The organism is Saccharopolyspora flava (assembly GCF_900116135.1).
Taxonomy (GTDB): domain Bacteria; phylum Actinomycetota; class Actinomycetes; order Mycobacteriales; family Pseudonocardiaceae; genus Saccharopolyspora; species Saccharopolyspora flava.
Map to the genome: position 1 here is coordinate 29,479 of NZ_FOZX01000007.1, position 25,861 is coordinate 55,339.

General features: G+C 71.4%; 25 protein-coding genes. 13 read left to right on the plus strand and 12 right to left on the minus strand.

All coding sequences use genetic code 11. The features are described from left to right. Window positions 1-14: 14 nt before the first annotated feature. Window positions 15-365 (plus strand): TraR/DksA family transcriptional regulator, encoded by a 351-nt coding sequence (locus BM424_RS19760; RefSeq protein ID WP_093420237.1) that lies wholly within the window; start codon window positions 15-17, stop codon window positions 363-365. Between the two features lie 3 nt (window positions 366-368). Here the strand turns inward: BM424_RS19760 and BM424_RS19765 are convergent, their stop codons facing one another. After that, the gene (locus BM424_RS19765; protein WP_093420240.1) at window positions 369-1,301 is read right to left on the minus strand and encodes an acyl-CoA desaturase; all 933 of its coding nucleotides are present in this window, start codon (window positions 1,299-1,301) and stop codon (window positions 369-371) included. 208 nt (window positions 1,302-1,509) lie between these two features. Here BM424_RS19765 and BM424_RS29520 point away from each other — a divergent pair, with 208 nt between their 5' ends. Continuing rightward, window positions 1,510-1,767 carry an SHOCT domain-containing protein gene (locus BM424_RS29520; RefSeq protein ID WP_093420244.1) on the plus strand — a complete coding sequence of 86 codons (258 nt, stop codon included), beginning with the start codon at window positions 1,510-1,512 and terminating at the stop codon, window positions 1,765-1,767. A gap of 261 nt (window positions 1,768-2,028) precedes the next feature. Here BM424_RS29520 and BM424_RS19775 read toward each other — a convergent pair whose 3' ends face one another. Further along, window positions 2,029-2,331 carry a hypothetical protein gene (locus tag BM424_RS19775; RefSeq protein ID WP_093420246.1) on the minus strand — a complete coding sequence of 101 codons (303 nt, stop codon included), beginning with the start codon at window positions 2,329-2,331 and terminating at the stop codon, window positions 2,029-2,031. Window positions 2,332-2,726: 395 nt separating this feature from the next. Between BM424_RS19775 and BM424_RS19780 the strand changes: the two genes are divergently transcribed. From BM424_RS19780 to BM424_RS19790, 3 genes are all read left to right on the plus strand, one after another. Next, complete coding sequence (locus BM424_RS19780) at window positions 2,727-3,614, plus strand: class I SAM-dependent methyltransferase (protein ID WP_093420249.1); 888 nt, start codon at window positions 2,727-2,729, stop codon at window positions 3,612-3,614. An 86-nt stretch (window positions 3,615-3,700) separates the two neighbouring features. Beyond that, entirely contained in the window at window positions 3,701-4,573 is an 873-nt protein-coding gene (locus BM424_RS19785) for an SAM-dependent methyltransferase (RefSeq protein ID WP_093420251.1), read from the plus strand. Between the two features lie 81 nt (window positions 4,574-4,654). Next, entirely contained in the window at window positions 4,655-4,927 is a 273-nt protein-coding gene (locus BM424_RS19790) for a GlsB/YeaQ/YmgE family stress response membrane protein (protein ID WP_093420656.1), read from the plus strand. Here the strand turns inward: BM424_RS19790 and BM424_RS19795 are convergent. The 5 genes from BM424_RS19795 to BM424_RS19815 all read right to left on the minus strand — a co-directional run bounded on the left by BM424_RS19795 (window position 4,922) and on the right by BM424_RS19815 (window position 7,417). Beyond that, window positions 4,922-5,719, minus strand: a complete 798-nt coding sequence (locus BM424_RS19795) for an SAM-dependent methyltransferase (RefSeq protein ID WP_093420253.1) — start codon at window positions 5,717-5,719, stop codon at window positions 4,922-4,924. The genes BM424_RS19790 and BM424_RS19795 overlap by 6 nt on opposite strands. 126 nt (window positions 5,720-5,845) lie before the next feature. Continuing rightward, window positions 5,846-6,421 (minus strand): DUF305 domain-containing protein, encoded by a 576-nt coding sequence (locus tag BM424_RS19800; protein WP_093420255.1) that lies wholly within the window; start codon window positions 6,419-6,421, stop codon window positions 5,846-5,848. A gap of 66 nt (window positions 6,422-6,487) precedes the next feature. Next, window positions 6,488-6,838: a hypothetical protein gene (locus tag BM424_RS19805; RefSeq protein WP_093420258.1), complete on the minus strand. Its 351-nt coding sequence runs from the start codon at window positions 6,836-6,838 to the stop codon at window positions 6,488-6,490. Between the two features lie 11 nt (window positions 6,839-6,849). After that, window positions 6,850-7,131, minus strand: coding sequence for a metal-sensitive transcriptional regulator (locus tag BM424_RS19810; protein ID WP_093420260.1), 282 nt, complete (start codon window positions 7,129-7,131; stop codon window positions 6,850-6,852). A gap of 64 nt (window positions 7,132-7,195) precedes the next feature. Continuing rightward, entirely contained in the window at window positions 7,196-7,417 is a 222-nt protein-coding gene (locus BM424_RS19815) for a hypothetical protein (RefSeq protein ID WP_093420263.1), read from the minus strand. A 128-nt stretch (window positions 7,418-7,545) separates the two neighbouring features. Here BM424_RS19815 and BM424_RS19820 point away from each other — a divergent pair, with 128 nt between their 5' ends. Next, the gene (locus BM424_RS19820) at window positions 7,546-8,466 is read left to right on the plus strand and encodes an oxygenase MpaB family protein (RefSeq protein ID WP_093420659.1); all 921 of its coding nucleotides are present in this window, start codon (window positions 7,546-7,548) and stop codon (window positions 8,464-8,466) included. Here BM424_RS19820 and BM424_RS19825 read toward each other — a convergent pair. Both BM424_RS19825 and BM424_RS19830 read right to left on the minus strand, forming a co-directional pair. After that, on the minus strand, window positions 8,459-9,544 hold the full coding sequence (locus BM424_RS19825) for a Gfo/Idh/MocA family protein (RefSeq protein WP_093420265.1): 1,086 nt from the start codon (window positions 9,542-9,544) through the stop codon (window positions 8,459-8,461). The two genes, BM424_RS19820 and BM424_RS19825, sit on opposite strands and share 8 nt — an antisense overlap. A 94-nt stretch (window positions 9,545-9,638) precedes the next feature. Further along, on the minus strand, window positions 9,639-10,862 hold the full coding sequence (locus tag BM424_RS19830; RefSeq protein WP_093420267.1) for an ROK family transcriptional regulator: 1,224 nt from the start codon (window positions 10,860-10,862) through the stop codon (window positions 9,639-9,641). A 168-nt stretch (window positions 10,863-11,030) separates the two neighbouring features. Between BM424_RS19830 and BM424_RS19835 the strand changes: the two genes are divergently transcribed. Genes BM424_RS19835 through BM424_RS19845 form a run of 3 tightly spaced genes read left to right on the plus strand, consistent with a single transcriptional unit; the run spans window position 11,031 to window position 13,890 of the window. Further along, window positions 11,031-12,161 (plus strand): Gfo/Idh/MocA family protein, encoded by a 1,131-nt coding sequence (locus tag BM424_RS19835; protein WP_093420270.1) that lies wholly within the window; start codon window positions 11,031-11,033, stop codon window positions 12,159-12,161. Window positions 12,162-12,163: 2 nt separating this feature from the next. Then, window positions 12,164-13,084, plus strand: coding sequence for a sugar phosphate isomerase/epimerase family protein (locus tag BM424_RS19840; protein WP_093420273.1), 921 nt, complete (start codon window positions 12,164-12,166; stop codon window positions 13,082-13,084). Between the two features lie 26 nt (window positions 13,085-13,110). Beyond that, complete coding sequence (locus BM424_RS19845) at window positions 13,111-13,890, plus strand: sugar phosphate isomerase/epimerase family protein (RefSeq protein ID WP_093420275.1); 780 nt, start codon at window positions 13,111-13,113, stop codon at window positions 13,888-13,890. 73 nt (window positions 13,891-13,963) lie between these two features. Here BM424_RS19845 and BM424_RS19850 read toward each other — a convergent pair whose 3' ends face one another. From BM424_RS19850 to BM424_RS29525, 3 genes are read right to left on the minus strand one after another with little or no spacing between them, the layout of a single operon-like run. After that, entirely contained in the window at window positions 13,964-14,992 is a 1,029-nt protein-coding gene (locus BM424_RS19850) for a glycoside hydrolase family 43 protein (RefSeq protein ID WP_093420277.1), read from the minus strand. Between the two features lie 13 nt (window positions 14,993-15,005). Beyond that, complete coding sequence (locus tag BM424_RS19855; protein ID WP_245775991.1) at window positions 15,006-15,722, minus strand: alpha-L-arabinofuranosidase C-terminal domain-containing protein; 717 nt, start codon at window positions 15,720-15,722, stop codon at window positions 15,006-15,008. Beyond that, window positions 15,719-15,961, minus strand: coding sequence for a hypothetical protein (locus tag BM424_RS29525; RefSeq protein ID WP_245775992.1), 243 nt, complete (start codon window positions 15,959-15,961; stop codon window positions 15,719-15,721). The genes BM424_RS19855 and BM424_RS29525 overlap by 4 nt, the downstream gene beginning before the upstream one ends. Before the next feature lie 325 nt (window positions 15,962-16,286). Here BM424_RS29525 and BM424_RS19860 point away from each other — a divergent pair, with 325 nt between their 5' ends. The 4 genes from BM424_RS19860 (at window position 16,287) to BM424_RS19875 (ending at window position 25,840) form a co-directional block, all read left to right on the plus strand. Beyond that, window positions 16,287-17,345, plus strand: coding sequence for a CobW family GTP-binding protein (locus tag BM424_RS19860; protein WP_093420281.1), 1,059 nt, complete (start codon window positions 16,287-16,289; stop codon window positions 17,343-17,345). 29 nt (window positions 17,346-17,374) lie between these two features. Further along, window positions 17,375-18,301, plus strand: a complete 927-nt coding sequence (gene pip / locus BM424_RS19865; protein ID WP_093420661.1) for a prolyl aminopeptidase — start codon at window positions 17,375-17,377, stop codon at window positions 18,299-18,301. A 186-nt stretch (window positions 18,302-18,487) separates the two neighbouring features. Then, on the plus strand, window positions 18,488-19,552 hold the full coding sequence (locus BM424_RS19870) for a DUF11 domain-containing protein (protein WP_175548179.1): 1,065 nt from the start codon (window positions 18,488-18,490) through the stop codon (window positions 19,550-19,552). 42 nt (window positions 19,553-19,594) lie between these two features. After that, window positions 19,595-25,840 (plus strand): DUF7507 domain-containing protein, encoded by a 6,246-nt coding sequence (locus BM424_RS19875; RefSeq protein WP_093420286.1) that lies wholly within the window; start codon window positions 19,595-19,597, stop codon window positions 25,838-25,840. Window positions 25,841-25,861 lie beyond the last annotated feature (21 nt).

Sequence of the window (25,861 nt, forward strand, 5' to 3'; positions counted from 1 at the left end):
GGCGTTGTCCGGGCATGGCGCGCAAACCGCCGGAACGGGTCCTGGCCGAGCACCGGGACGAGGTGCAGCACCGCATCGAGTCGCTGCAGCGGCACCTCGCGTCCATCGTCGAGCAGGCGGCCTGGACCACCAACGACGACGAGCACGACCCCGAGGGCGTCACCATCGCCTACGAGCGCGCCCAGACCCAGGGCCTGCTCACCGACGCCAAGGAGGAGCTCGCGGCGCTCGACCAGGCGGCCCAGCGCATCGAGTCCGGCACCTACGGCCAGTGCGAGCGCTGCGGCAAGCGCATCAGCCGAGAACGCCTCGAAGCCCTGCCCGCGGCCACGCTCTGCATCCGCTGCGCCTCGGCTCGTCGCTGAGGGTCAGTCCTTGCCGGCCGCGAGCCGGGACAGGCGGGTGGGGGTGGGCCAGCGGACGTGGTGGACCCAGCCGGCCTTCTCGAACAGCCAGATGACCCGCGCCGAGATGTCGATCTGACCTCGCTGCACGCCGTGCCGGGCGCAGGTCGGGTCCGCGTGGTGCAGGTTGTGCCAGGACTCGCCCATGCTCAGGATCGCCAGCGGCCAGAAGTTCGCGGCCTTGTCGCGGCTCTTGAACGGTCGCTCGCCCACCAGGTGGCAGATGGAGTTCACCGACCAGGTCACGTGGTGCAGGAACGCCACCCGCACCAGACCGGCCCAGAAGAACGCCGTGAGCGCGCCCCAGGCGGTGCCGGTGATCAACCAGCCCATCAGCCCGGGCAGCAGGAACGTCGCCACCGTCAGCGGGCCGAACAGCTTGTGCACCAGGCGCATGTCGGGGTCGGCCAGCAGGTCCGGCACGAAGCGCTCCTGGTTGGTCAGGTCGCGTTCGAACACCCAGCCCATGTGCGCGTGCCAGAACCCGCGCACCAGCGCCGCGGGGGAGGTGCCGAACGCCCAGGGGGAGTGCGGGTCGCCCTCGCGGTCGGCGAAGGCGTGGTGGCGGCGGTGGTCGGACACCCAGTGCAGGATCGGCCCCTGCACCGCCATGCTCGCCACCACCGCGAGGGTGATGCGCAGCCAGCGCTGGGCGCGGAAGGCGCCGTGGGTGAAGTAGCGGTGGTAGCCGACGGTCACGCCCAGGATGGTCAGCACGTACCAGCCCGCGGCCAGCGCCACGTCCCACCAGCGCAGCCCCCAGCCCCAGGCCAGCGGCACCGCCGCCAGCAGCGCCAGGAACGGCCCCAGGATGAACACGTACACCGACAGTTGCGGGCCCCACGGCCTGCGGCCGGCCAGGACGGGTTTGGGTCCGGTGATCTCGGCGGCGTCCAACTGGCTCTCCTCACCTCGGGTGCGGCGGGCCCGCACAGTTCACCCAACCCCGGCAGCGCTGGTGATCGCAAGAAACCGGGCCGCAAGCGGCGGTGAACTCCGCACGACCGGTACGTCGCATTCGGTAGGACGGGTGTCGCTCCTGAGCCGACGACGCGAGCCGCGGTCGAGCCGATGCTGGTCTCACCGACGAAGAAGGTGAGCAGAGATGGTGACCGAACTCCTGATGCAATGGGGACCCGGCGGTCCCGGAATGGGCGGGCACGGAGGTGGCCCGTTCTGGATCTTCGGACTGGTGTGGCTGGTGCTCATCGCCGCGCTGATCGGCACGGTGATCTACGCGCTGCTGCGCAGGACCCGTCGTCCCTCGGCGACCGAGAGCGCCCGCACGATCCTGGCCGAGCGCTACGCCCGTGGCGAGCTCACCGGCGAGGAATACCGAGAACGCCTCGGCGAACTCCGGTGATCTGGTGAGGGCTCCGGTGATGTGGTGGGGACTCCAGTGATGTGGTGAGGAGACTCCGATGATGTGGTGGGAGGGGACAGTTTTCATGAAAACTGTCCCCTCCCACGGCCACGAGAGACCCCCACGAGGATTCCGTCCCCCACGAGTGGGGAAGTTTTCATGAAAACTTCCCGGTCTCCGGGGGTGGACAGTTTTCATGAAAACTGTCCACCCCTTCAGCAACGTGAGGTGAGTTCCTCGTCCGCGGGGGACGTCGTCGTGTCAGTTGTTGCGTGCGGCCTGGCGCGAGCCGGGCGCGGAGAGCCGACCGCGGGCGTTGACCAGCGCGGTTCGGGCGTTGGCGCGCTCGCCTTGAGCGAGGTGCTCGGCGGCGGAGCGCACCGCGGTCACCGCGTCGGCCGACACCTCGATCTGCGGGTGCTCGTCGAGCAGCCCGACAGCGCGGGTGAGTTCCTGGCGGGCGCGGTCCGCCGGGTTGTTCGGCTTCGTCAGCAGGTCGATGAGGGCTGTGTCCACCGCGTCGCGCAGGGCCGCCTCGGTCGAGCTGTGCGGTAGTGCAGTCACGGGCCGGGAGTCTATGCGCTGAACGGCACAATTTTCGTCGCCGATGATCACCCACATGGGTGGATCTCGTCGTCTTGGTGCAACGGAGCGCTGAAACAGGCCCGTCTTTTGTTGCTTTTCCTTCCGAACTCTCACCCAGAAAGTGATCGCTGCGCGTCACCGCGAATACGCGCGGGTGAACACGGGGTGGTCCGGTGTCCGCGTGCGCATTTCGCCTGGGTAGGCATCTTTCGGCGGTTTGTCCGATCTTCCTGTGCGCTGGCGCACACTTAGTTGCGTCATGCAACTAACTTGTTATCGTCACTGTCTGTACCGATTTCTGCTCAGCGCGTTCTGCGCGAGTAACCGGAACGAATGAGGCCCCCGGGGTGGCGCGGGGCCGGAAGGGGTGCAGCGTGACAACTGGCCAGCAATGGGACATCGTGACCAGCGTCGGTCTGACCGCGCTGGGCGTGGCGGCCGCTCGGGCGCTGGAGACCCACCGCGAGGACCGGCTGATCTCCGACCCGTACGCGGCCGCGTTCGTCAAGGCCGCCGACGCACCGGCACCCATGCCGACCTCCCCGGCCGAGGTCGCGGCGCTGCCGGAGGACTCCATCTGGGCGCAGGCCAAGATGGAGGACTACATGGGCGTGCGGTCCCGCTGCTTCGACGACTTCTTCCTCGAGGCGGGCCAGGCCGGGATCCAGCAGGCCGTGATCCTCGCGTCCGGGCTCGACGCGCGCGCCCAGCGCCTGGACTGGGCGGCGGGCACCACCGTGTTCGAGATCGACCAGCCCAAGGTCCTGGAGTTCAAGCAGACCGTCCTCGACGGACTCGACGCGGCGCCGAAGTGCGCCCACCGGCCGGTGGCGATCGACCTGCGGGAGAACTGGTCGGCGGCGCTGACCGAGGCCGGGTTCGACCCGTCCAAGCCCACCGCCTGGCTGGCCGAGGGCCTGCTGCCGTACCTGCCCAAGGAGGCCGAGCAGCAGCTGCTGGAGACCATCGACCGGCTCTCCGCGCCGGGCAGCCGGCTGGCCGTGGAGGACTTCGCCAACGTCGGCCAGATCTTCGAGGACGAGAACATCGCGGACTTCGGCAAGGAGTGGGGCCTGGACATGCGCGAGCTCCTGCACTCCGACGACCGTCCCGAGGCTCCCGACGTGCTGCGCGGGTTCGGCTGGAAGACCGAGGTCGAGGGTTCCGAGGCCAAGGCCGCCCGCTACGGCCGCGACCTCTCCGGCCTGTTCGGCCAGATGACCCACGCCAGCCGCTTCGTCGAGGCGCACAAGCCCGAGTGAGTCCGGTGTCCCCGAAAGAGTCCGCCGCACGGGCTCTTTCGGGGAAAACCCGATGGCCGCCCTCCGATGCGCCTAGCATCGGATCCATGGCGGAACAGGACTGGGACATCATCAGCGGCGTCGGCCGCACCGCGCTGGCCGTGGCGACCCTGCGCGCCATCGAGACCCACCGCGCCGACCCGCTCATCGACGACCCCTACGCCGAGACCCTGGTCCGCGCGGCCGGTCAGGGCGAGGCCTTCCCGACCACACCGGAGGCCCTGGCCGCGCTGCCCGACGACGAGCGCGGCTGGGCCGCGCGCATCGACCACTACGTCGGCGTCCGCTCCCGCGTCTTCGACGACGCCCTGCTGGAGGCGACGCGCGCCGGAGCGCGCCAGGTCGTGGTCCTGGCCGCCGGACTCGACGCCCGGCCCTACCGGCTCGACTGGCCCGCGGGCACCGTCGTCTTCGAGCTCGACCAGCCGAAAGTCCTGCGGTTCAAACGAGAAGTCCTCGCCGACGTCGAACCCGCCTGCGACTACCGGCCGATCGGCATCGACCTGCGCGAGGACTGGCCCGCGGCCCTGGCCGACGCGGGCTTCGAGGCCGCGACACCCACCGCGTGGCTGGCCGAAGGCCTGCTGTCGTACCTGCCCGCCGAGGTTCAGCGCCGGTTGCTGGCCTCGGTGTCCGAGCTGTCCGCGCCCGCCAGCCGGGTGGCCGTCGAGGAGTTCCGCGACACCGCGCAGCTGCTCGCCGACCCGCAGGTCGCCGAGTTCGGCCGCACGCAGGGCATGGACCTCAACGAGCTCGTGCACGCCGGGGAACCCGCCGCCGAGGTGCTCGACGAGCTCGGCTGGCTCAGCCGGGTCGAGGCCAGCGGCGACGCGGCCACCCGCCTCGGCCGCGATCCGGGCCTCGCGGCGGGCCCGATGTTCGGCATGACCCGATTCGTGACCGCGGTGAAACCCGGGTGAAGACGATCACCGAGACCGGGCTTGCAAGATCGGAGTAGCCTGGGACTCCGACAGTATCCGCGAGCGAAACGGGTGAGCTCGGTGTTCTTCACAATTCTCGGGTGGATCGTCTTCGGACTGATCGCCGGCTTCATCGCCCGGGCCATCGTGCCCGGCAAGGACGACATCGGCCTGCTGATGACGATCGTCGTCGGCGTCGTCGGTTCCGTGGTGGGCGGCTTCCTCGCCGGCCTGTTCACGGTGGGCCTGCGCGGTTTTCACCCCACCGGCTGGATCGGCTCCATCATCGGTGCCGTGATCGTCCTGGTGATCTACAACCAGATCACCGGTCGCAAGCGCCGCATCCGCTCATAGTTTGCGGCCGACGCCCGCGAGCGCGGTGAAGCGCTCCGGGTTGTCGCCGACCTCGGAGGGCGAGACCGGTCGCCACTGGGGCAGGAACACCAGCCCCGGTTCGACCAGCTCGAAACCCTCGAAGAACTCGCCGACCTCGACTCGCGAGCGGAACGTCATGGGAGTGGCGGTCCGCTGCTTGTAGAGGTCGGCGTGTTCGTCCGCCATGTCGGGTCGTCCTTCGGCGGTGGCGTGCGAGATCGCCAGGTAGCCGCCCGGCGCCATCGCGTCCCGGTAGCGGGCGATCATCTCGCGCGGGCGGGACTCCTCATCGACGAAGTGCAGCAGCGCCACCATCATCACCGCCACCGGCTCGTCGAGGTCGAGCAGAGCGGCGACCTCGTCGGAGTCCAGCACCTGGTCGGGTTCGCGCGCGTCGGCGCGCACGATGTCGGCGTCGGGGTTGTCGGCCAGCAGTTTCTTGCTGTAGGCCACGGCCACCGGGTCGGTGTCGACGTAGACCACCCGCGTGCCGGGCGCGGCCAGCTGCGCCACCTCGTGCACGTTGCCCACGGTCGGGATTCCCGAACCGAGGTCGAGGAACTGGCGGATTCCCCGCTCGACGCAGAAGTGCACGGCCCGGCGCAGGAACGCGCGGTTAGCCTGCATGATCTGCGGCAGCTCCGGCCACAGCGCGATCGCCTCGTCGCCCATCTCGCGATCGACGGCGAAGTTGTGGCTGCCACCGAGGTAGTAGTCGTAGACGCGCGCCGCGTTCGGCTTGCTCACGTCGACCTCGTCGGGCTCGGTCATCGCACCCCCTCACGGCTGGGCGGCGGTGGGCCCGCCACCCAGCCGTGATGCTAATGCCCGGTCGGTCCGGATCGAGGTCAAGCGGCGGCCACGGTTCGGTTGCCAACCCGTACCGCCGCGCCGGGCTCAGTGCTGGGTGAGCATCGTGCGCATCGAGTCGATCTCGGCCTGCTGACCGATCATGATCTCGCGGGCCATCTGCCGGGTGTCGGGGAAGCTGCCCTTGTCGACCTCGGTTCGGGCCATCGCCACCGCGCCCTCGTGGTGCTTGATCATGAGCATCAGGAACTTCTGGTCGAATTCCGAACCGCGGGCCTGGTCCAGGGCCGTCATCTCGTCGCTGGACATCATCCCGGTCATCGCGTGACCGCTGTGGTCGCCGTGACCGGTCGCGTTCCAGTCGCGCAACCAGCCGTTGAGCCGGTCGATCTCGGGTCCCTGCGCCGCCTCGATCCGCGCGGCCAGGTCCTTGATCTGCTGGGACTCGGCGTGGGTGGCCGCCATCCGGGACATCTCCAGCGCCTGCTGGTGGTGCGGCACCATGCCTTGGGCGAACATCACGTCGACGCCGTTGTGGGCGGGTGCCGGGGGTGCGGTCTGAGCCGGGGGAGCGGCCGGGGTCTCGGGCTGACCGCAGCCGGCCAGGAAGGACAGGGACAGGGCGGCGCCGAGGGCGGCGACACCCGTGCGGGCGTGCTTCATCGCTAGAACTACCTCGTGTTCGCTGGGACTGGTCGGGCGTGACCGGCCGGGCCGGTCCGGTGCCGATCAGCGCCGGAGTACGCAGAGCGCGGCGAGCCGCCGAGGTAAGGGATCCGGTGGGCGCGCCCGTTCCAGGGTGCGCCGGAAGCGAGGCGGGGGCATCTCGGCGATCACGCCGAGGTCGGCGCGCAGGCGCGGGGCCAGCAGCGCGAGGAAGGACGCGGCCACGGCCAGGCACAGGTGCAGCAGGCCGTGCGCGGGGGAGTCGTGGTCGGAGGCGGTGAGCTCCGAGGTGAGCTGGACCTGCGCGGTCGCGGGGTGCCGGTGGGGCTCGTGCTGGGCGGGCACGTGGTGCATGAGCACCACGCCCAGGGCCAGGACCAGCAGCAGGGCCCAGCGCAGCGCGGTCGGGCGCACGAGGGGAACCGTCAGGACTTGACCAGGCGCGCGATCGCGTCGCTGGCCTCGCGGATCTTGGCGTCGGCCTGCTCGCCGCCCTCGGACATCGCCTCGGACACGCAGTGCTTGAGGTGCTCGTCGAGCAGGCCCAGGGCCACGGCCTGCAGCGCCTTGGTGGTGGCCGAGACCTGGGTGAGCACGTCGATGCAGTACTCGTCGTCGTCGATCATGCGCGCCAGTCCGCGCACCTGACCCTCGATGCGACGCAGTCGCTTGGCGTAGTCGTCCTTGTTGTGGGCGTAGCCGTGCATCGAATTCCCTCCCCGGACCGGTGGGCCCACCACCTTTATACCCCAGGGGGGTAAGTCGGGCCAGTCAGAGGAACTCGCCGCGCACCGCGGACTTGTCGGCGGGGGCGTCCTGCTCGGTCCGGCGCAGCCACAGCCAGCCGCCGAGCTGCACGAGCGCGGCGCCGCCGGTCAGCGCGACCGCGATGATCGCGTACACCTGCCAGCCGGTGATCACGCCCAGCACCACCGCGACGACGAAGAACAGCAGCGTGCGCACCAGCAGCACGCCGAGTTGGTTCTTGCTCACGACCCACCTCCGGCGTCCGAGTCTAGGCGGCGGAGCCGGTCCTCCCGGCCGGGCGGGCGGCATTGACGCTGCGTGTCCGGCTGCTTACTTTTGATGACAGCTGTTCTCACATCGATCGGAGCGTGGACATGCCCGAGCCGCTGGGACCGGATTCGTTGATGTGGCGCTACTTCGGCGACTGGCGCGGGCTGCTGCTGGCGCTGTGGGCCGGGTCGATGCAGAACATGCACCCGCAGCTGGGGGCCGGGGTGGAGGAGCACTCCGAGTTCTTCGACGAGCGCTGGGAACGGCTCTACCGGTCGCTGTACCCGATCGGCGGGGTGGTCTACGACGGGCCGCGCGCGGCCGAGACCGCCAAGCTGGTGCGCGGCTTCCACAACGGCATCAAGGGCGTGGACAAGCACGGCAGGCCCTACCACGCGCTCAACCCGGAGACGTTCTTCTGGGCGCACGCGACGTTCCTGGTCATGCCGATCCTGATCAACGAGCGCTTCGGCACGCCGCTGAGCGAGGCCGAGAAGGCGCAGGTCTACGCCGAGGGCGTGCAGTGGTACCGGCTCTACGGCATGAGCATGCGCCCGGTGCCCGAGGACTGGCCGAGCTTCCAGCGCTACTGGGACCACATGTGCCGCGAGGTGCTGGAGGTCAACCAGGCCACCCTCGACGTCCGCGACATCGCCCGCATCCGCAAGCCGCCGCTGCTGCGGTGGCTGCCGGACCCGCTGTGGCGGCTGCTGCGCCCGCCGACCGTGCGGATGATGCTCTGGCTCACCACCGGCTGCTACGACCCGCCGGTCCGGGAGAAGCTGGGTCTGCGCTGGACCCGCCGCGACGAGCTGCTGCTGCGCGCGGGCGGCCGCGCGTTCGGGCTGCTGTGGAAGCTGGTCCCGTTCCGCTTCCGCTACCACCCGCGGGCCCGCGCGGCCTGGCACCGCGCCCAGGGCCGTCGCTCCGCCGACGCGCCGCTGGTCGAGACCCCGCCGCGCAACTACCCGCCGCTGCACAAGCGCGACGACCCGAAGCACTACTTCCCGGCCGACGTCAGCTGACCGGGACCTCGCGGCCTTCGGCGGCCGAGCGGTAGCAGGCGTCGATGATCTCGGCGCGGCGCAGGGCCTGCGAACCGTCGTTGTCCGGCCACTGCTCGGGCGAGCCGAGCAGCCGGACGAAGTTCTCCACCACCGCCGCGTGCGCCCGGCCCGGCTCGGCGGCGGGCTGGTAGTCGGCGATCTCGCCGTCGACGTCGCGGAACACCCGCAGGTCGCCGACCGCCTTCTTGGCCGCGCCCACCGCGCGCAGCTCGGCGCCGCCCTCGGTGCCCAGCACGCTGAAGTCCAGCAGGTCGGTCGGATCGCGGAAGGCCGCCCACGAGGTCTCCAGCGCCAGCGCTCCGCCGCCTTCCAGCCGCAGGAACGCTGAGGCGAAGTCCTCCACCTCGAAACCGCCCCGGGCGCGGGCGGTTTCCCAGTTCATGCCGCCGACGCCGCGACTGCCCAGCTCACCGGAGGTGATCGCGCTGACCGACTCCACCACCGGCTCGCCCAGCAGGAACAGCGCGTAGTCCAGGACGTGCACGCCGATGTCGGCCAGCGGCCCGCCGCCGGCCATCTCGCGGCTGGTGAACCAGCTGCCGATGGTCGGGATGCCGCGCCGCCGCATCCACGAGGCCTTGGCGTAGTAGGGCCGCCCCAGCTCACCGCTGCCGATGATCCGGCCGAGGGTCTGCACGTCGCCGCGCAGCCGGTGGTTGAACGCCACGTCGAGCACGCGGCCCGCCGAGCGGGCGGCCTCGACCATCTGCCTGGCCTCGACACCGTTGCGCGCCAGCGGTTTCTCGCTGAGCACGTGCAGCCCGCGCTTGAGCGCGGCGACGCCGATCGGCGCGTGCAGGAAGTTCGGGACCGCGACGCTGACCGCGTCCAAGTCCGGCAGCTCGATCAGCTGCTCCCAGCCCTCGAACAGGTGCGGGACGCCGTAGCGCTCGCCCAGCGAGGCGACCACGTCGGTCTCCTGCCCGGCGATCGCGGCGATCTCGACGTCCGGCAGGGCGTCGTAGGCGGCGAGGTGCTGCTGACCGGCCCACCCGGCGCCGATGACGCCGACTCGGAAGGTGGGGGAAGGGTTCATGGAGGAACTCCCTGGAACGTCTCAAGCCGCGCGACCGCACGGCCGGTGCGGTGGCGTGAGACGGATCAGATGGTTGCCGCGCGGACCCGCTGTGTCAAGGGTTTTCGCGCACCAGCGCCGGAATGCCGCCCGGTGAGAGGACGTCCTCGATCCCGGCCACCACCGCGCCCGCCACCCCGGCGGAACGCCCGAGCGCGCTGTTGGCCAGCGACAGGTTCCGGGTCGCCAGCGGCAGCGCCCGGCGGTAGACCACGCCGCGGATCCCGGCCAGCAGGTCGTCGCCGACCGAGGTGATCAGTCCACCCAGGACGATCCGCTTCGGGTTGTAGAAGTGCACCAGCATCGCCACCACCTCGCCGATGGTGGCCGCCGCCGCGCGGATCGCCCGCACGGCCAGCGCGTCGCCGTCGCGCAGCAGTCGCACCAGGTCGTCGATGGTCTCCGGCCCGCCGGAGCCGGTGCGCAGCGACCGCAGCACCGCCGCCGCGGAGGCCACCGCCTCGACGCAGCCGACGTTGCCGCACTGGCAGACCACGTCGTCGGCGCCGGGAACCCGGATGTGCCCGATGTCGCCGGCGGCGCCGTCGGAACCCCGGTGCAGCTCGCCGGTCGCCGAGACGATGCCGCCGCCGATGCCGGTGCCGATCTTGAGGAACAGCAGCGGCGACTCCTCGGGCGGCAGCGCCCGCGCCTCGCCCAGGGCCATCAGGTTCACGTCGTTGTCCACCGAGGCCGCGCAGTCGAACCGGCCGGCCATCGTCTCGCCGACCGGGAACCCGTCCCAGCCCGGCATGATCGGCGGCCGCACCGGCCTCCCCATGCGCGAGTCCACCGGCCCCGGCAGGCCCATGACCAGCGCCTTGACCCGGTCGCCGGTGATCCCGGCGCCGCTGACCAGCGAGCGCAGGTGCTCGGTGAGCACGTCCAGCGAGCGCTCCGGGCCGATCGAGAGGTCCAGCGCCACGTGCCGCTCGGCCAGCACCTCCTGCCCGAGGTCGGCGACGGCCAGGCGGGTGGAGTGCGCGCCGACGTCGGCGGCCAGCACCACCCCGGCGCGCGGGGCGAGGCCCAGCCGGTGCGCCGGTCGTCCCCGGCCGCCCGCGCCGATCGCGCCGCGCTCGACGACGACCCCGGCGCCGAGCAGTGCGTCGAGGTGGCTGTTGACGGTGGAGCGGGCCAGACCGGTGCGCTTGACCAGCTCGGCCCGGCTCTCGGCCGCGCCGGAGGCGATGAGCCTGGTCAGGCAGCTGAGCACCAGGTTCCCGTCGGCGCGTCCGGACGTGCGCGGCACGGTCAGCCGGACCGGATCCCATCCCATGCCGGTACCTCCCCGTCGGTTTTCGGGCCGATTTATGACCGAAAAGAAAATAAACAATAGCTCTTGTCGGCTGAAAAGGCGGGCCCTAGCGTGAGTGGCGAGGAGAAAACGGGCGTGAGACACCCGTCGTTGTCCTGAATTCATCGATCGATCGGGGGAGACGAGCGCGTGAGTCCTGGTTCGAGCAGGCGCGGTGCGGCCGTCGTGGGCGCCGGGATGATCGGCGCCGTGCACCGGCGCTCCGCGCTGCTGGCCGGGGCCGAGGTCGTCGGCGTGCTGGCCTCCAGCCCGCAGCGCTCCCTGGAGAAGGCGGGGGAGTGGGGCGTCGGCGCCTACGCCTCCTTCGAGGAGGTGCTGGCCGACGAGCGCGTCGACGTGGTGCACCTGTGCACCCCCAACGCCACCCACGCGCCCTTCGCCGAGGCCGCGCTCGCCGCCGGCAAGCACGTGATCTGCGAAAAACCCCTGGGGATCTCGCTGGAGGAGGCCGAGCGGATGGCCGCCGCGGCCGAGCGCAGCGGGCTGGTGGCCACCGTGCCGTTCGTCTACCGCTACCACCCGCTGGTGCGCGAGCTGCGCGCCCGCAGGCAGGCCGGCGAGTTCGGCGACTGGCACCTGCTGCACGGCAGCTACCTGCAGGACTGGATGCTCGACCCGGACGCCTCCGGCTGGCGGGTCGACCCGGCCGAGGGCGGGGCGTCGCGGGCCTTCGCCGACATCGGCTCGCACTGGTGCGATCTCGTGCAGTGGGTGTCGGGGGAGACCTTCACCGACGTCTTCGCCGAGTTCTCCATCGCCGTGCCCACCCGCCCGGCCACCGGCGGCGCCAGCTTCACCGGACCCGCCGGCCAGGCCGGCGAGCGCGTCGAGGTGCGCACCGAGGACACCGCCGCGCTGCTGCTGCGCACCGCCACCGGCGTGCTCGGCACCGCGACGATCTCGCAGGTCGCGGCAGGCCGGAAGAACCGGCTGTGGTTCGAGCTCGACGGCTCGCGCGGCAGCGCCGTGTTCGACCAGGAGAGCCCCGAGCAGGTCTGGCTCGGCGGCGCCGACGGCAACCGCGTGCTGGTGCGCGACATCGGCACCGGATCCGCCGAGCAGCAACGGCTCTCGAAGCTGCCCGCCGGGCACGCGCAGGGCTACGCCGACTGCTTCGACGCCTTCGTCGCCGACACCTACGCGGCCATCGACGGCGAGAACCCCGAAGGACTGCCCACTTTCAGCGATGGACTCCGCTCGGCCCGCCTGATCGACGCGGTCCTGCGCGCGTCCTCGGACGGCCACTGGACGAAGGTGTGACGATGCGACTGGGAATGCTCACCGCGTGCCTCCCGCAGTGGAGCCTGGAGCGGATCGCCGGATGGGCGACCGACAACGGCTACGAGGCCCTGGAGGTCGCGGTCTGGCCGGGCACCGGCGGCCGCGACTTCGAAGCCGCCCACCTGCCGGTCGCCGACTTCGGCCCGCAGCAGGTCGACGAGACCAAGGCGCTGTTCGAACGCCACGGCCTGGAGCTGTCGGCGTTCGCCTACTACGAGAACAACCTGCACCCGGATCTCCGGCGCCGCGAGGAGATCCGCACCCACCTCAAGCACGCCATCGACGCGGCCCAGGCGCTCGGCGTGCCCCACGTGGGCACCTTCATCGGCCGCGACTGGACCAGGTCGGTGGCCGACAACCTCGCCGAGGGGCAGCGGGTGCTGCCCGAGCTGGTGGACTACGCCGGTGAGCGCGGGGTGAAGCTCATCGTCGAGAACTGCGTCATGGAGGGCTGGCACCCCGACGGCTACCCCGGCAACCTCGCCTACTCGCCGGAGCTGTGGGAGTGGATGTTCTCCCTGGGCTTCTACCTCAACTGGGACCCCTCGCACCTGACCTGGATCGGCATCGACCCGGTCGAGACCATCGCGCCCCACATCGACCGGATCGTGCACGCCCAGGCCAAGGACGTCGAGCTGGACCCGGTGGCGCGCAACCGCTACGGGTTCTTCGGCAAGGTCGACAAGGGCGACAACCCCTTCGACATGGGCTGGTGGCGCTACCGGGTCCCCGGGCTCGGGCAGGTCGACTGGCCCAAGGTCGTCGACCGGCTCTACGAGCACGGCTTCACCGGAACCCTGTCGGTCGAGCACGAGGACCCGGTGTGGGGCGGCGACGACGAACGCATCACCCAGGGCCTGCGCATCGCCCAGCGCACCCTCCGGCCGCTGATCGTGGGCTGATCCCTCCCGGAGAGGAACGAGATCCCGTGCCGACACTGTCCGTTCAGCTCTACAGCGTCCGCGAGGAGCTGGCCGCCGACCAGCCCGGAACCCTCGCGCGCCTCGCCGAGATCGGTTTCCGCCACGTCGAACCGTTCGGCCTGGGGTCGCTGACCCGCACCCAAGACGAGCGGCTCGCTGCGGCCCGCAAGCTGCGCGCCGACCTCGACGCCGCGGGCCTGGCGGTCTCGGCGACCCACGCCGCCCTGCCGAGCGTCGCCGAGCTCGCCGAGGAGTGCGCCGAACTCGGCGCCGACACCGCGTTCATCCCGCACCCGCGCCAGGTCCCGGGTTTCGGCGAGGAGACCTTCGCCGACACCGCGAGCCTCGACGCCTTCGCCGACGCCCTCGGCCAGGCCGCCGCCGACGCCCCGCCCGGGCTCTCCCTCGGCTACCACAACCACTGGTTCGAGTGGGCCCCGCTGCCCGGAGGCCCCGCCTACGACCGCTTCTGGCGGCGCACCCATCCCGGCCTGCGCGCCGAGCTCGACGCCTACTGGGCGCTGGCCGCGGGCGCCGACCCGGTCGCGGTGCTGCGCTCGCTGGGCGAGCGCGCGGTCGCCGTGCACCTCAAGGACGGCCCGGCCACCCTCGACGCCCCGCAGACCCCGCTGGGCACGGGCGCCCTCGACGTCGTCGGCCTCGTCGACGCCGTCCGCGAGATCCCCTGGCACGTCGCCGAGATCGACACCAGCTGCCTGGACTCCTACGTCCTCCTCACCAGCAACACAGCCGTCCTGCGAACCCACGGCTCCACCTTCGCCTGACCTCGTCAGCGGCTCAGCAGCAGCACGTTCCACGACAGCGGCGGCAGCCACCTCGCGGTTGACCCGGTTCGGTTCAGGCCCGGGAGTCGGCGACCGGGACGCCGAAGTCGGGTGTCCCGTCGGGTTTCCAGGTGAACGGTTGTGCTCGGGTGTGCCGGTTGGGGTCGAACAGCGGGTCGCCGTCGACGTGCTCGTAGGGGCGGGCGTGGTAGACGAGGACGTCGGTGCGCCCGTCCTCGGCGACGGTGAAGCTGTTGTGCCCCGGGCCGTACTGCCCGGTCGCGTCGCTGCTGGTGAACACCGGTTCCGACGCCTTCGTCCAGGACGCCGGATCGAGGAGATCGCTGAAGGACTCCGCCGTCAGCAGTCCCATGCAGTAGTTGCTGTCGGTCGCGCTGGCCGAGTACGCGACGAACACGCGCCCGTTGCGCTCGATGACCGCGGGTGCTTCGTTGACCGCGTAGCCGCGTGTCTCCCACTCGTAGGTCGGCGTCGACAACCGCGCGGGAGTTCCCGCGAGGGTCCACGGGTCGCTCATGGGGGCGAGGTAGAGGTTGCTGTTGGTGTTGATGCCCGGTTCGCGCTGCGCCCACGCCAGGTAGCGGGTGCCGCCGTGGGTGAAGGTGGTGGCGTCCAGCGCGAAGGTGTCCCACGCGGTGACGATCTGGCCCTTCTCCACCCAGGTCCCGGTGAACGGGTCGGCAGCGGCGTTCTCCAGCACGTACATCCGGATGTCGAAGAAGTCCTCCGACCGCCCGGCGGCGAAGTAGAGGTACCAGCGGCCATCGACGCGGTGGATCTCCGGCGCCCAGATGTAGCCGCCCATCTCGCCGCTCTCGTGCCTGCGCCACAGCACCGACTCGGACGCCGTCGACAGGTCACCGATCGTCCGGGCCCGGCGCAGCACGATCCGGTCGTACTCCGGCACGGTCGCGGTGCAGTAGTAGAAGCCGTCGGAGTGCCGCAGGACGTGCGGGTCGGCGCGCTGCCGCAGCAGCGGGTTCGGGTAACCGGCCGCGCCGGCGGCCGAACCCGGCAGCGCCGCGACGGCACCGGCGGCCAGCGCACCGGCCAGGACGCCGCGTCGTGAGAGCTCGTGCATGGTCGTCCTCCTGTTACGGGTGGATGCGCAGGAACGTCGCGGAGTGCGGCGGGAACGTGTAGGTGAAGCTCGAAGCAGCGCCGTCGAAGGTCGACTCGACCGGGCGGATGGGCTGCGAGCCGGCGGTGTTGATCGCCTCCGGATCGCCCTGCAGCGTGGTCACCTGGGCGCGCGGGTTCACCTCGCGGCCGAGGTCGATGCGGGTCGGAGCCGGGTTGGGCTGGGCGTTGACGACCTTGATGAGGAGACCGCCGGTGGCCTCGTCGCGGGTGACGACCTGCCGGAACTCCGGGGTATCCATGGCGGTGCTGGGCACGACCCGGTCGCCGTCGTTGGTCATGAACAGCTTCTGCACCTCGTAGTTCGGCGAGCCCCACGACCGCTGGTCGTCGAACCAGATCATGTCCGGGAGCCACTGCACCGAGTCGGAGCGGGCGAGCAGGGGAGCGTAGGAGGCCATCCGGACGACGTCGGCGTTGCGCTCCAGCCCGGTCATGTAGGCGGCCTCGGCCAGGGCGTTGCCGAACTTCTCGTCCTTCGAGGCGTACTCGCCGACGAACACGGAAGGTCCGTTGCGGTCGTAGGAGTCGTAGCGGTGCTGGTTGGCGAGGAACCACTGCGGGTCGTTGTAGTAGTGCTCGTCGACCACGTCCACGTCGTGCTGCCGGTTGAGCTCCCACGCGCGGTCGAAGGTCCCGCCTTCGGCACTCGGACCGGAGTTGCTGATCACCGCGATCTCCGGGTGGCGCTGCTGGATGGCGTCGCGGAACCGATGGACTTCATGGTGTCGCCGTCCCCGCCGGCGAAGAGGTTCCAGTAGCGCAGCTCGCGCGAGTCCCGGCCCCACCCGGCTCCGCCGAACGCGCCTGCGCCGAACCCGCACCCGCCGAGGAGCCCCGAGGCGAGCCCGGCGCCTCCCAGCGCCGCTCCGGCGAGCAGCGTTCTCCGGTTCACCCCTGGTCGGTCCACGAGTCCACCTCCGCGACAGCGCTGTCCGGATGTTCGGCATTTCGAACTATGTCCGATTGGAGCCGTCGAACAAATTAGGTGCCGATCAACGCCCGGTCAATGAGCCGTTCAGGGGGCCTCCTCCCGGGTAGGGGACAGTTTTAGTGAGAACTGTCCATGATCAAGATCCCTTTTGTCCGGACAGTTTTCACTAAAACTGTCCCCTGGTGACGTTCGAGCGCGACGGAACCGACTGCGGTCGGGGTGCCGTTGCGGCGGGTTGGGGGTTGGTGAGCGGGGGCGTGGGAAGATGGGCGCTGGTGAGCGAGGTGTCGATCTTGGGGGAGTGGTGAGGGCGCGGATTCCGGTGGTCGTGCTGGCGGGCTACTTGGGCTCGGGCAAGACGACGCTGCTGAACCACCTGCTGCGCAACGACGACGGGCGCCGGATCGGGGTGCTGGTCAACGACTTCGGCAGCATCAACGTCGACGCGATGAACGTGGCCGGGCAGGTCGACGCGACCGTGTCGCTGGAGAACGGCTGCCTGTGCTGCGCGGTCGACGTTGACGGCGTGGACCGGATGCTGGAGAAGCTCGCCCACCCGGGCGCTGCGCTGGACGCGATCGTGATCGAGGCCAGCGGCATCGCCGAGCCGACCCAGCTGGTCCGGCTGGTGCTGTCGTCGCAGAACCCCGGCATCGAGTTCGGCGGCCTGGTGGAGGTCGTCGACGCCGCCGAGTTCGACGACACCCGCGCCCGGCACCCCGAGCTCGACGACCACGTGCGCCTGGCCGACCTGGTGGTGGTCAACAAGATCGACCGGGTGGCGGAGGCCGAGCGCGAGCGGGTGATCGGCGAGGTCCGCGAGCTCGCCGAGGGTGCCGTGCTGGCCACCGAGCGCGGCCGCATCGCGCCGGGAATCCTGTTCGACGACCCCGCGATCCGCGATTCCGGCGGCGCCCGGCAGCTGTCCTTCGCCGACCTGGACGACCACGACGACGACCACAGCCACCACATGCACGCGGTCTACGAGTCGATGGAGTTCACCACCGACCGGCCGTTGAACCCCTCGGCGTTCCTGGACTTCCTCAAGGAGCGCAGCCGCGGGGTCTACCGCATCAAGGGCCCCGTCGACTTCGGCGCCTCCGGCGAGGACCGCTGCTTCCAGTTCCACGCGGTCGGCGTCTTCGCCGCCTTCACCCGGATCCGCTGGAAAGGCCCGCGCTCCACCCGCCTCGTCCTGATCGGCACCGACCTCGACCCCGCGAGCCTGCGCGCCCGCCTGGAATCCTGCGTCGACCCGACCCCGGACGTCGTCGACCGCATGGGCGTGCTCAACCTCGCCCGGCACCTGGACGACGACGGTTCGTCCGCGCAGGAGCCGTGGGACGTCGAGGCCGGCTGAACCGCTCGCACACCGAAGGGACCATCCGCGTGTACCCGGAGATCGAACCGCACGAGACCGGAACGCTCGAGGTCGGCGAGGGGCACCGGCTGCACTGGGAGGTCTGCGGCAATCCCCAGGGCAAGCCGGCGGTGGTCCTGCACGGCGGCCCCGGCTCCGGGAGCACCGCCGGGACGAGGCGGTTCTTCGACCCGGAAGCCTACCGGATCGTGCTGTTCGACCAGCGGATGTGCGGGCGCAGCACCCCGCACGCCGCCGAGCCCGACGCCGACCTGTCGGCCAACACCACCGAGCACCTGATCGCCGACCTGGAGCGGCTTCGCGTCCATCTCGGCATCGAGCGGTGGCTGGTGGAGGGCGGTTCCTGGGGTTGCGTGCTCGCGCTCGCCTACGCGCAGCGCCACCCCGAGAGGGTGTCGGAGATGGTGCTGTGCGCCTTGGCGACCGGGCGGAGAGCCGAGACCGACCTGCTCACCCGGGATCTCGGTCCGCTCTTCCCGGACGCCTGGGCCCGCTTCCGGGCCGGTGCTGGTGAGCCGGACGGTGATCTCGTCGAGGCCTACCACCGGCTGCTGATGCACCCGGATCCGGCGGTGCACCGCCGGGCCGCCCGCGACTGGTGCGCGTGGGAGGACGTGCTCGTCCCGGAAGCCCCGCCGAACCCGAGGTTCGCCGACCCGGACTTCGCGCTGGGATACGCGCGGATCGTCACGCACTTCTGGCGGCACGGCTCGTGGCTGGAGGACGAACAGCTCCTGCGCGGAGCCGGGGCGCTGGCCGGGATTCCGGTGACGCTCGTGCAGGGAAGGCTCGACCTCGGCAACCTGCTGGGCACTCCCTGGCAGCTGGCCGCGGCCCTGCCCGACGCCGAGCTGACGATCGTCGACGCCGGCCACCGCGCCGCGGGCGCTCTCGCCGAGGCGGTCGTGAAAGCCACCGACGCGTTCCGGTCCTGATCATCACGGACGCGAAAACGACTATCTCTCGCGTTTTTTGGATCGGATCACTCCTTCGGGCGGCTGTTGATCCAGGATCTTTATTTCGCCGAGCGAAGGCGGACAAGTCGATATTGAATCGGCGGTTGGCGGGTGATCAGCCACCTGATCGCGGGGGACCCGCGAATGTCCGGGGGAGAGCTGCGGATGCGTGGTCGGCATCGTCGTGGACCGTTCGCGGACGGACCGGCTCGTCGCCGGTTCTCGCTGCTGCTGGTGCTCGCCATGGTGCTCGGGATGGCCTCCACCGCGCAGCTGGCCGGTCCGCCCACCGCGGAGGCCGCGGCGCCGAACGGGTACGTGCCGCTGCCGAACTGGACCATCGCCAGCAACGAGAACGCCACGACGACCATGCCCGGCAACGCCGCGGGCCTGGGCACCGTCACCGGCCACAACGACAGCTACCTCTCCCAGGCGATGTGGGCCGGCACCGACAACTGGAGTCTGGACGGGGTCATCGTTCCGCGGTTGCTGCCGACGCAGGACTCCGTGACCCGGTACGGCAACCCGTGCGTGCAGGGCAAGCCGGTCAACCAGATCAACCAGTGCAGCGCCCACGGTTTCACCGTCACGCTGCCGCGTCCCCTGGTGGACCCAATCATCGCCATCGGAATGGGAGGCGGGGGCTGGAACTCGCCCTCCGCGTGCACCCAGAACTGGTACGACGTGGGCGTCACCTCCATCAACGGTGCGGCGCCGACGGCCGGTGCGGTGACCGCGCCCTACGGCACCGGCAACTACGCCTTCGCCGGAAACCGCCTGTCGCTGCCGCAGTCCTACGTGAACAACCGGTGTGACGCTCCCACTTCGCCGGTGGTGTACCTCCAGCTCAAGGGGCTGGTGACGAGCTACAGCCTGGACAACTACTACATGGGCGCGGTCACCGCGAACCCCACCGGGGAGCAGGTGTCGGCGTCGGCCATCGGTGGTCTCCGCACCAACACCTACGCGCCGCCCGCCGACCTGTCGATCAGCAAGACCGGGCCCGCGAGCGCGGTCAACGGCGGGCCGATCCAGTGGTCGATCAACGTCACCAACAACGGCCCGCAGCCCTCGCACGGGTTCATCGTCCGCGACGCGGTCCCGGCGGGCGTGACCAACCCGTCGCTGGTGTCCGCTCCGCCGGGATGCACCTTGACCGGCAGCGATCTGTACTGCTCGGCCGCTCCACCCAGCTGCACGATCAGCCCGGACGCGACGGTGACCACCTGAGCCGATCTCTCGTGCACCACGCCGACCGGCGCCAGCGTCCCGGTGCTGGCCTCGGGCGCGCAGTTCGGGCCGATCGTGATCCGCGGCAACGCTCCGGCGACCGGGACCTCGGTCACCAACACCGCGAGCGTGGCCGGGGCCGACGTGGATTCCAACACGGCCAACAACACCGCGAGCGCCACCACCAGCCTGACCGCGCAGGCACCGGCGCTGACCGTGCAGAAGACCGCCAACCCGACCAGCGTCACCACCGCGGGCGCGCCGATCGTGTACTCCTACCGGGTCAGCAACATCGGGAACGTGCCGCTGACCGGGATCTCGGTGGCCGAGACGGCGTTCACCGGGACCGGGCCGCGACCATCGGCGTCGTGCCCCGCCACGTCCCTCGACCCCGGCGCGTCGATGACGTGCACGGCGAACTACACCGCGACCCAGGCCGACGTGGACCGCGGCTCGATCGTCAACACCGCGGTCGCCAACGGCACGAGTCCCGCCGGAGTCGCGGTCGTGTCCCCGCCCACGACCGCGACCGTGACCGCGGCGGCGTCCCCGTCGCTGACCGTCGCCAAGACCGCGAGCCCGTCGGACGCCGCGTCGTTCACCGTCGGCCGGGTGATCACCTACTCCTACCGGATCACCAACACCGGCAACGTCACGCTCACCAACGTGCGCCCGACCGACACCGCCTTCAACGGCTCCGGCCCGCGCCCGACGCCGACCTGCCCATCGGGTGCCGCCTCGCTCGCCCCCGGCGCGTCGGTGACCTGCACCGCGACCTACACCGTCACCCAGGCCGACGTGGACCGGGGGTCGCTGACCAACACCGCGACCGCCACCGGCACCCCGCCGTCCGGGTCGTCGCCGCCGACCTCCCCGCCGTCGACGGTGACCGTGCCGGGTGATTCGGCGCCCGCGCTGACGGTGCGCAAGTCGGCCTCGCCGACCACGATGAACGCCGCCGGGAACACCATCACCTACCGGTTCCTGGTGACCAACACCGGCAACGTCACGCTCAACTCCGTCTCGATCGCCGAACCCACCTTCACCGGCACCGGCGGGGCTCCCGCCGTGACCTGCCCGTCCGGGCCGCTGCTGCCGGGTGCCCAGACGACCTGCACCGCGACCTACTCGGTCACCCAGGCCGACATGGATCGCGGCACCATCGACAACACCGCGACCGCCAGCGCCGTCGCACCCGATGCCACCCGGGTGACCTCGGCGCCGTCCTCGGCGCGGGTCACCGCCGACCGCGCTCCGGCGCTGGCCGTGGTGAAGTCGGCGACGCCGACGACCGTCACCGCCGCCGGGGACGCGGTGAACTACTCGTTCCGGGTCACCAACACCGGCAACGTCAGCCTCGACACGATCACCGTCGCCGACACGCAGTTCTCCGGCACCGGCACGCCACCGGCCCCGTCCTGCCCGCCGGGCGTGCTCGCCCCGGGCGCGTCGACGACGTGCACGGCGAGCTACACCGCCACGCAGGCCGACATCGACGCCGGATCGATCTCCAACACCGCCACCGCCTCCGGCCGCGACCCCACCACCGGCAACGGCACGACCTCGCCGCCGTCCTCGGCGACGGTGATCGCCGACGCCACCCCGGGCCTGAGCCTGGTCAAGACCGCCGACCCGACCCGCGTCACCGCCGCCGGGCAGACCGTCACCTTCGGCTTCCTGGTCACCAACACCTCGGCGGTGACCCTCAACGACCCGCAGATCGCCGAAACCGACTTCACCGGGAGCGGTCCGGCGCCCGCGCCGACCTGCCCGTCGGGTCCGCTCGCGCCGGGCGCGCAGGTGAGGTGCACCGCCACCTACACCACGACGCAGGCGGACGTGGACCGCGGCTCGATCGTCAACATCGCCACCGCCTCGGCCACCCCGCCCTCGGGCTCGCCGGTGGTCTCCGACCCGTCGACGGTCACCGTGACCGCTGCGGCGACACCGGGCATCACCGTCGTGAAAACGGCCACGCCGCAGTCGGTCTCGGCCGCCGGGCAGACCGTGGACTACGCGTTCCAGGTCACCAACACCGGCAACGTCACGATGAACTCGGTGGGGATCACCGACACCGAGTTCACCGGAACCGGGCCCGCCCCGGAGGTGTCGTGCCCATCGTCGACGCTGGCGCCGGGCATCTCGATGACCTGCACCGCGAGCTACACCGCGACCCAGGCCGACATCGACGCCGGCGGCTTCGACAACACCGCGACCGCCACCGGAACCCCGCCCGGCTCGACCCCGCAGACCTCACCGCCGTCGAGCACCACCGTGACGGCCGAGCGGGCCGCCTCGCTGGCGCTGGTGAAGTCGGCCGATCCGTCGGTCGTCAACGCCGCCGGGCAGACCGTCGACTACTCGTTCCTGGTGACCAACACCGGCAACGCGACGGTCAACGACCTCGCCGTGACCGAGACCGACTTCTCCGGTTCCGGACCGGCCCCGGAGGTGTCGTGCCCGACGGATCCGCTGGCCCCGGGCGCCTCGACCACGTGCACCGCGAGCTACTCCGCCACGCAGGCCGACATCGACGCCGGGTCGATCACCAACACCGCCACCGCCGGCGGCACCGATCCGGCCGGGGACCCGGTCACCTCGCCGCCGTCGTCGGCGACCGTGGTCGCGGCGGTCGAGGGCGACATCAGCCTGTTCAAGTCGGCGAACCCGGAGACCGTGAGCGCCGCCGGTGACCAGGTGACCTTCGAGTTCCTGGTGACCAACGTCGAGAACGTCACGCTCAACGCCATCCGCGTCGACGAGGTCGAGTTCACCGGCACCGGAACGCTGTCGCCGATCACCTGCCCGCCGGGTCCGCTCGCCCCGGGCGAGCAGCGCACCTGCACGGCGACCTACGCGGCGACGCAGGCCGACATCAACGCCGGATCGGTGACCAACACCGCCACCGCGTCGGGCACCGAGCCCGACGGCACCGACGTCACCTCCGAGCCCGCGTCGGTGGTGGTGACCGCCGAGGCCGCTCCGGCGATGACGGTCGTCAAGTCCGCGCAGCCGCAGACGGTCACCGCCGCGGGCCAGACCATCGACTACTCGTACCAGGTCACCAACACCGGCAACGTCACGGTCGACGGGGTCTCGGTCACCGAGACCGACTTCACCGGCACCGGACCGGCACCGACTCCGTCCTGCCCTGACGGCCCGCTGGCGCCGGGCGAGTCGACGACCTGCACCGCCTCCTACACCGCGACGCAGGCCGACATCGACGCGGGCGGCATCACCAACACCGCCACCACGACCGGCACGCCGCCGGGCGGACCACCGGTCACCTCACCGCCGTCGACCTCGACGGTGACCACCGATCCCTCTCCGGCGCTGACGGTGGCCAAGACCGGAGAACCGGCCACGGTGAGCGCGGCGGGCCAGACGATCACCTACTCCTACGAGGTCCGCAACACCGGGAACCAGACCGTCACCGACGTCGCCGTCGACGAGAGCGGCTTCACCGGCACCGGACCGGCCCCTGCGGCGACGTGCCCGACGACGACGCTCGCGCCGGGGGAGTCGACGACCTGCACCGCCACGTACACCGTGACGCAGGGCGACATCGACGCGGGCGGGGTCACCAACACCGGTGTCGCCACGGCCCAGCCGCCCGGCGGGGCACCGCCGGTGAGCTCGCCGCCGTCGACGGTGACCACCGGAGTCGAGCCGAACCCGTCGCTGGCCGTGGTGAAGTCGGCGACGCCGACCCACGTCGCCCGCGCCGGTGACGTGATCACCTACCACTTCGAGGCCACCAACACCGGCAACGTCACCCTCACCGGCGTGCGCCTCGACGAGGCGGCGTTCACCGGCACCGGGGACCTGGGCCCGGCGACCTGCACCGGCGGGCCGACGCTCGCACCAGGGGAGAAGCGGATCTGCGACCTGGAGTACGCGGTGACGCAGGCCGACATCGACGCGGGGTCGATCTCCAACGGCGCCACGGCCTCCGGTCAGCCGCCGTCGGGCGCGCGGGTGACCTCGCCTCCGGCGTTCGCGACGGTCACCTCGGACCCGGCACCGGCGATCATGGTCGACAAGACCGCCGATCCGACCACGCTCACGGGGGCCGGCCAGACCGTCACCTACTCGTTCCTGGTGACCAACAGCGGCAACGTGACGCTGCACGACGTCGGCATCCGGGAGACCGGCTTCTCCGGCAGCGGCCAGCTCCCGCCGGCGAACTGCCCGACGACCTCGCTGGAGCCCGGTCAGCAGACGACGTGCACGACGTCCTACGCGGCGGCGCAGACCGACGTCGACCAGGGCTTCATCGCCAACTCGGCGGTGGCGGTGGGCACCGGACCCGGTGGCGCGGAGGCGATGTCGGAGCAGTCGGCCGCGCGCGTGGAGATCCCGCCGCAGCCCGCGCTGTCGCTGGTGAAGACCTCGGACCCGACGACCGCGAGCGCCGCCGGCGACCAGGTGACCTTCGAGTACGCGGTGACCAACACCGGCAACGTCACCCTCAACGGCGTCGGCGTCGGCGAGACCGAGTTCTCCGGAACCGGGCAGCCGCCGGTGCCGACCTGCCCGCCGGAGGCGGCGGTGCTGGCGCCGGGCGCGACGGTCACCTGCACCGCGAGCTACACCCTGACCCAGGCCGACGTGGACGCGGGCGGCACCACCAATACCGCCGTCGCCGGTGCCACCCCGCCGGGAGGCCCGCCCGCGGTGATCTCGCCGCCGTCGACCTCGACGGTGACGGTCGACCCGGGACCGGGCCTGTCGGTGGTGAAGTCGGCGAACCCGTCCTCAGTGGACTCCGCCGGTGACGTGGTGACCTACGAGTTCGTGGTGACCAACACGGGCAACGTGACGATGGAGGACGTGTCGGTCGCCGAGACCGATTTCACCGGCACGGGTCCGGCGCCGGTGGCGACGTGCCCGCCGGGTCCGCTGGCACCGGGCGCGCAGACGACCTGCACCGCGCCGTACACGGTGACGCAGGCCGATGTGGACGCCGGTTCGATCAGCAACACCGCGACCGCCACCGGTGAGCCGCCGGGGTCGGACACCCCCATCCCGCCGTCGCCGCCGTCGTCGACCACGGTGACGATCGACCCGGCCCCGGGCCTGTCGGTGGTGAAGTCGGTCGACCCCGCCGGGCCGGAGTCCTTCGCCGTCGGTCAGGAGCTCACCTACACGTTCGTGGCCACCAACACCGGCAACGTGACGCTGCACGACGTGGCGATCGACGACGAGGACTTCTCCGGCAGCGGCGGGCTCGGCGAGCCCACCTGCACCGGCGACCCCGCCTCGGTCGCCCCGGGCGAGCAGATCGTGTGCACCGCGACCTACGTCGTGACCCAGGCCGACGTCGACGCGGGTGGTGTCCGCAACTCGGCCACCGCCACCGGCATCCCGCCCGCACCCGGGTCGCCGCCGGTCACCTCGCCGCCGTCGCAGGTCGAGGTCCCGCAGGACCCGCAACCCGGGCTCTCGCTGGTCAAGACCGCCGACACCGAGCACCTGACCGGGCCGGGCCAGGTGATCACCTACTCGTTCCTGATCACCAACACCGGCAACGTCACCCTCGACCGCGTCGCCGTCGACGAGGGCGAGTTCACCGGCAGCGGCCCGCTGTCGCCGGTGACCTGCCCGGACGAGGCCGGATCGCTGTCGCCCGGCGAGCAGGCCACCTGCACCGCGACCTACACCGTCACGCAGTCCGATGTGGACCGGGGCGAGCTGACCAACACCGCGACCGCGGGCGGCACCCCGCCCGGGGGCGGCGGCACGACCTCGCCGCCGAGCTCCGCCACGATCACCGGCGACGCGAAACCGGTGCTGGAGGTCCTCAAGACGGCGCACTGGGTGGACGACAACGGTAGTGGCGTCGTCGATCTCGGCGACCGGATCGCCTGGACGATCACCGCGACCAACACCGGCGGCGCCACGGCGACCGACGTCGTCGTGTCCGACCCGACCGCGGGAGCGGTGACCTGCCCGGCCACCACCCTCGCGCCGGGCGAGTCGATGGACTGCACCGCGCCCGACCACGTCGTCGACGAGGCCGACGTGGCCGCGGGCGAGGTCGCCAACACCGCGATCGCGACCGGGCGCGGACCCGGCGGCGACCCGGTGACCTCGCCACCGGCGAGCTCGACGGTCGAGGTCGGCCGGCCCGGCACCCCGCCCGGTCCGCAGCCGGAGGAACCGGGCGGACCCGGCGACCTGGCGACCACCGGTCGTGACGTCGGACTGCTGCTGGCCCTCGCCGGGGCGCTGCTGGCCTTCGGCGGACTGCTCTTCTCCGGTGCGCGGCGACGCCGCCGGAGCTGATCGAGGAGGAGAGGAAACGTG

Coding starts and splice junctions, on each gene's coding strand:
- BM424_RS29520 (WP_093420244.1), top strand. CDS start 1,510: ATGGTGACCGAACTCCTGATGCAATGGGGACCCGGCGGTCCCGGAATG.
- BM424_RS19785 (WP_093420251.1), top strand. CDS start 3,701: ATGGCGGAACAGGACTGGGACATCATCAGCGGCGTCGGCCGCACCGCG.
- BM424_RS19870 (WP_175548179.1), top strand. CDS start 18,488: ATGCGTGGTCGGCATCGTCGTGGACCGTTCGCGGACGGACCGGCTCGT.
- BM424_RS19830 (WP_093420267.1), bottom strand. CDS start 10,862: ATGGGATGGGATCCGGTCCGGCTGACCGTGCCGCGCACGTCCGGACGC.
- BM424_RS19760 (WP_093420237.1), top strand. CDS start 15: ATGGCGCGCAAACCGCCGGAACGGGTCCTGGCCGAGCACCGGGACGAG.
- BM424_RS19840 (WP_093420273.1), top strand. CDS start 12,164: ATGCGACTGGGAATGCTCACCGCGTGCCTCCCGCAGTGGAGCCTGGAG.
- BM424_RS19800 (WP_093420255.1), bottom strand. CDS start 6,421: ATGAAGCACGCCCGCACGGGTGTCGCCGCCCTCGGCGCCGCCCTGTCC.
- BM424_RS19850 (WP_093420277.1), bottom strand. CDS start 14,992: ATGCACGAGCTCTCACGACGCGGCGTCCTGGCCGGTGCGCTGGCCGCC.
- BM424_RS19820 (WP_093420659.1), top strand. CDS start 7,546: ATGCCCGAGCCGCTGGGACCGGATTCGTTGATGTGGCGCTACTTCGGC.
- BM424_RS19825 (WP_093420265.1), bottom strand. CDS start 9,544: ATGAACCCTTCCCCCACCTTCCGAGTCGGCGTCATCGGCGCCGGGTGG.
- BM424_RS19795 (WP_093420253.1), bottom strand. CDS start 5,719: ATGACCGAGCCCGACGAGGTCGACGTGAGCAAGCCGAACGCGGCGCGC.
- BM424_RS19810 (WP_093420260.1), bottom strand. CDS start 7,131: ATGCACGGCTACGCCCACAACAAGGACGACTACGCCAAGCGACTGCGT.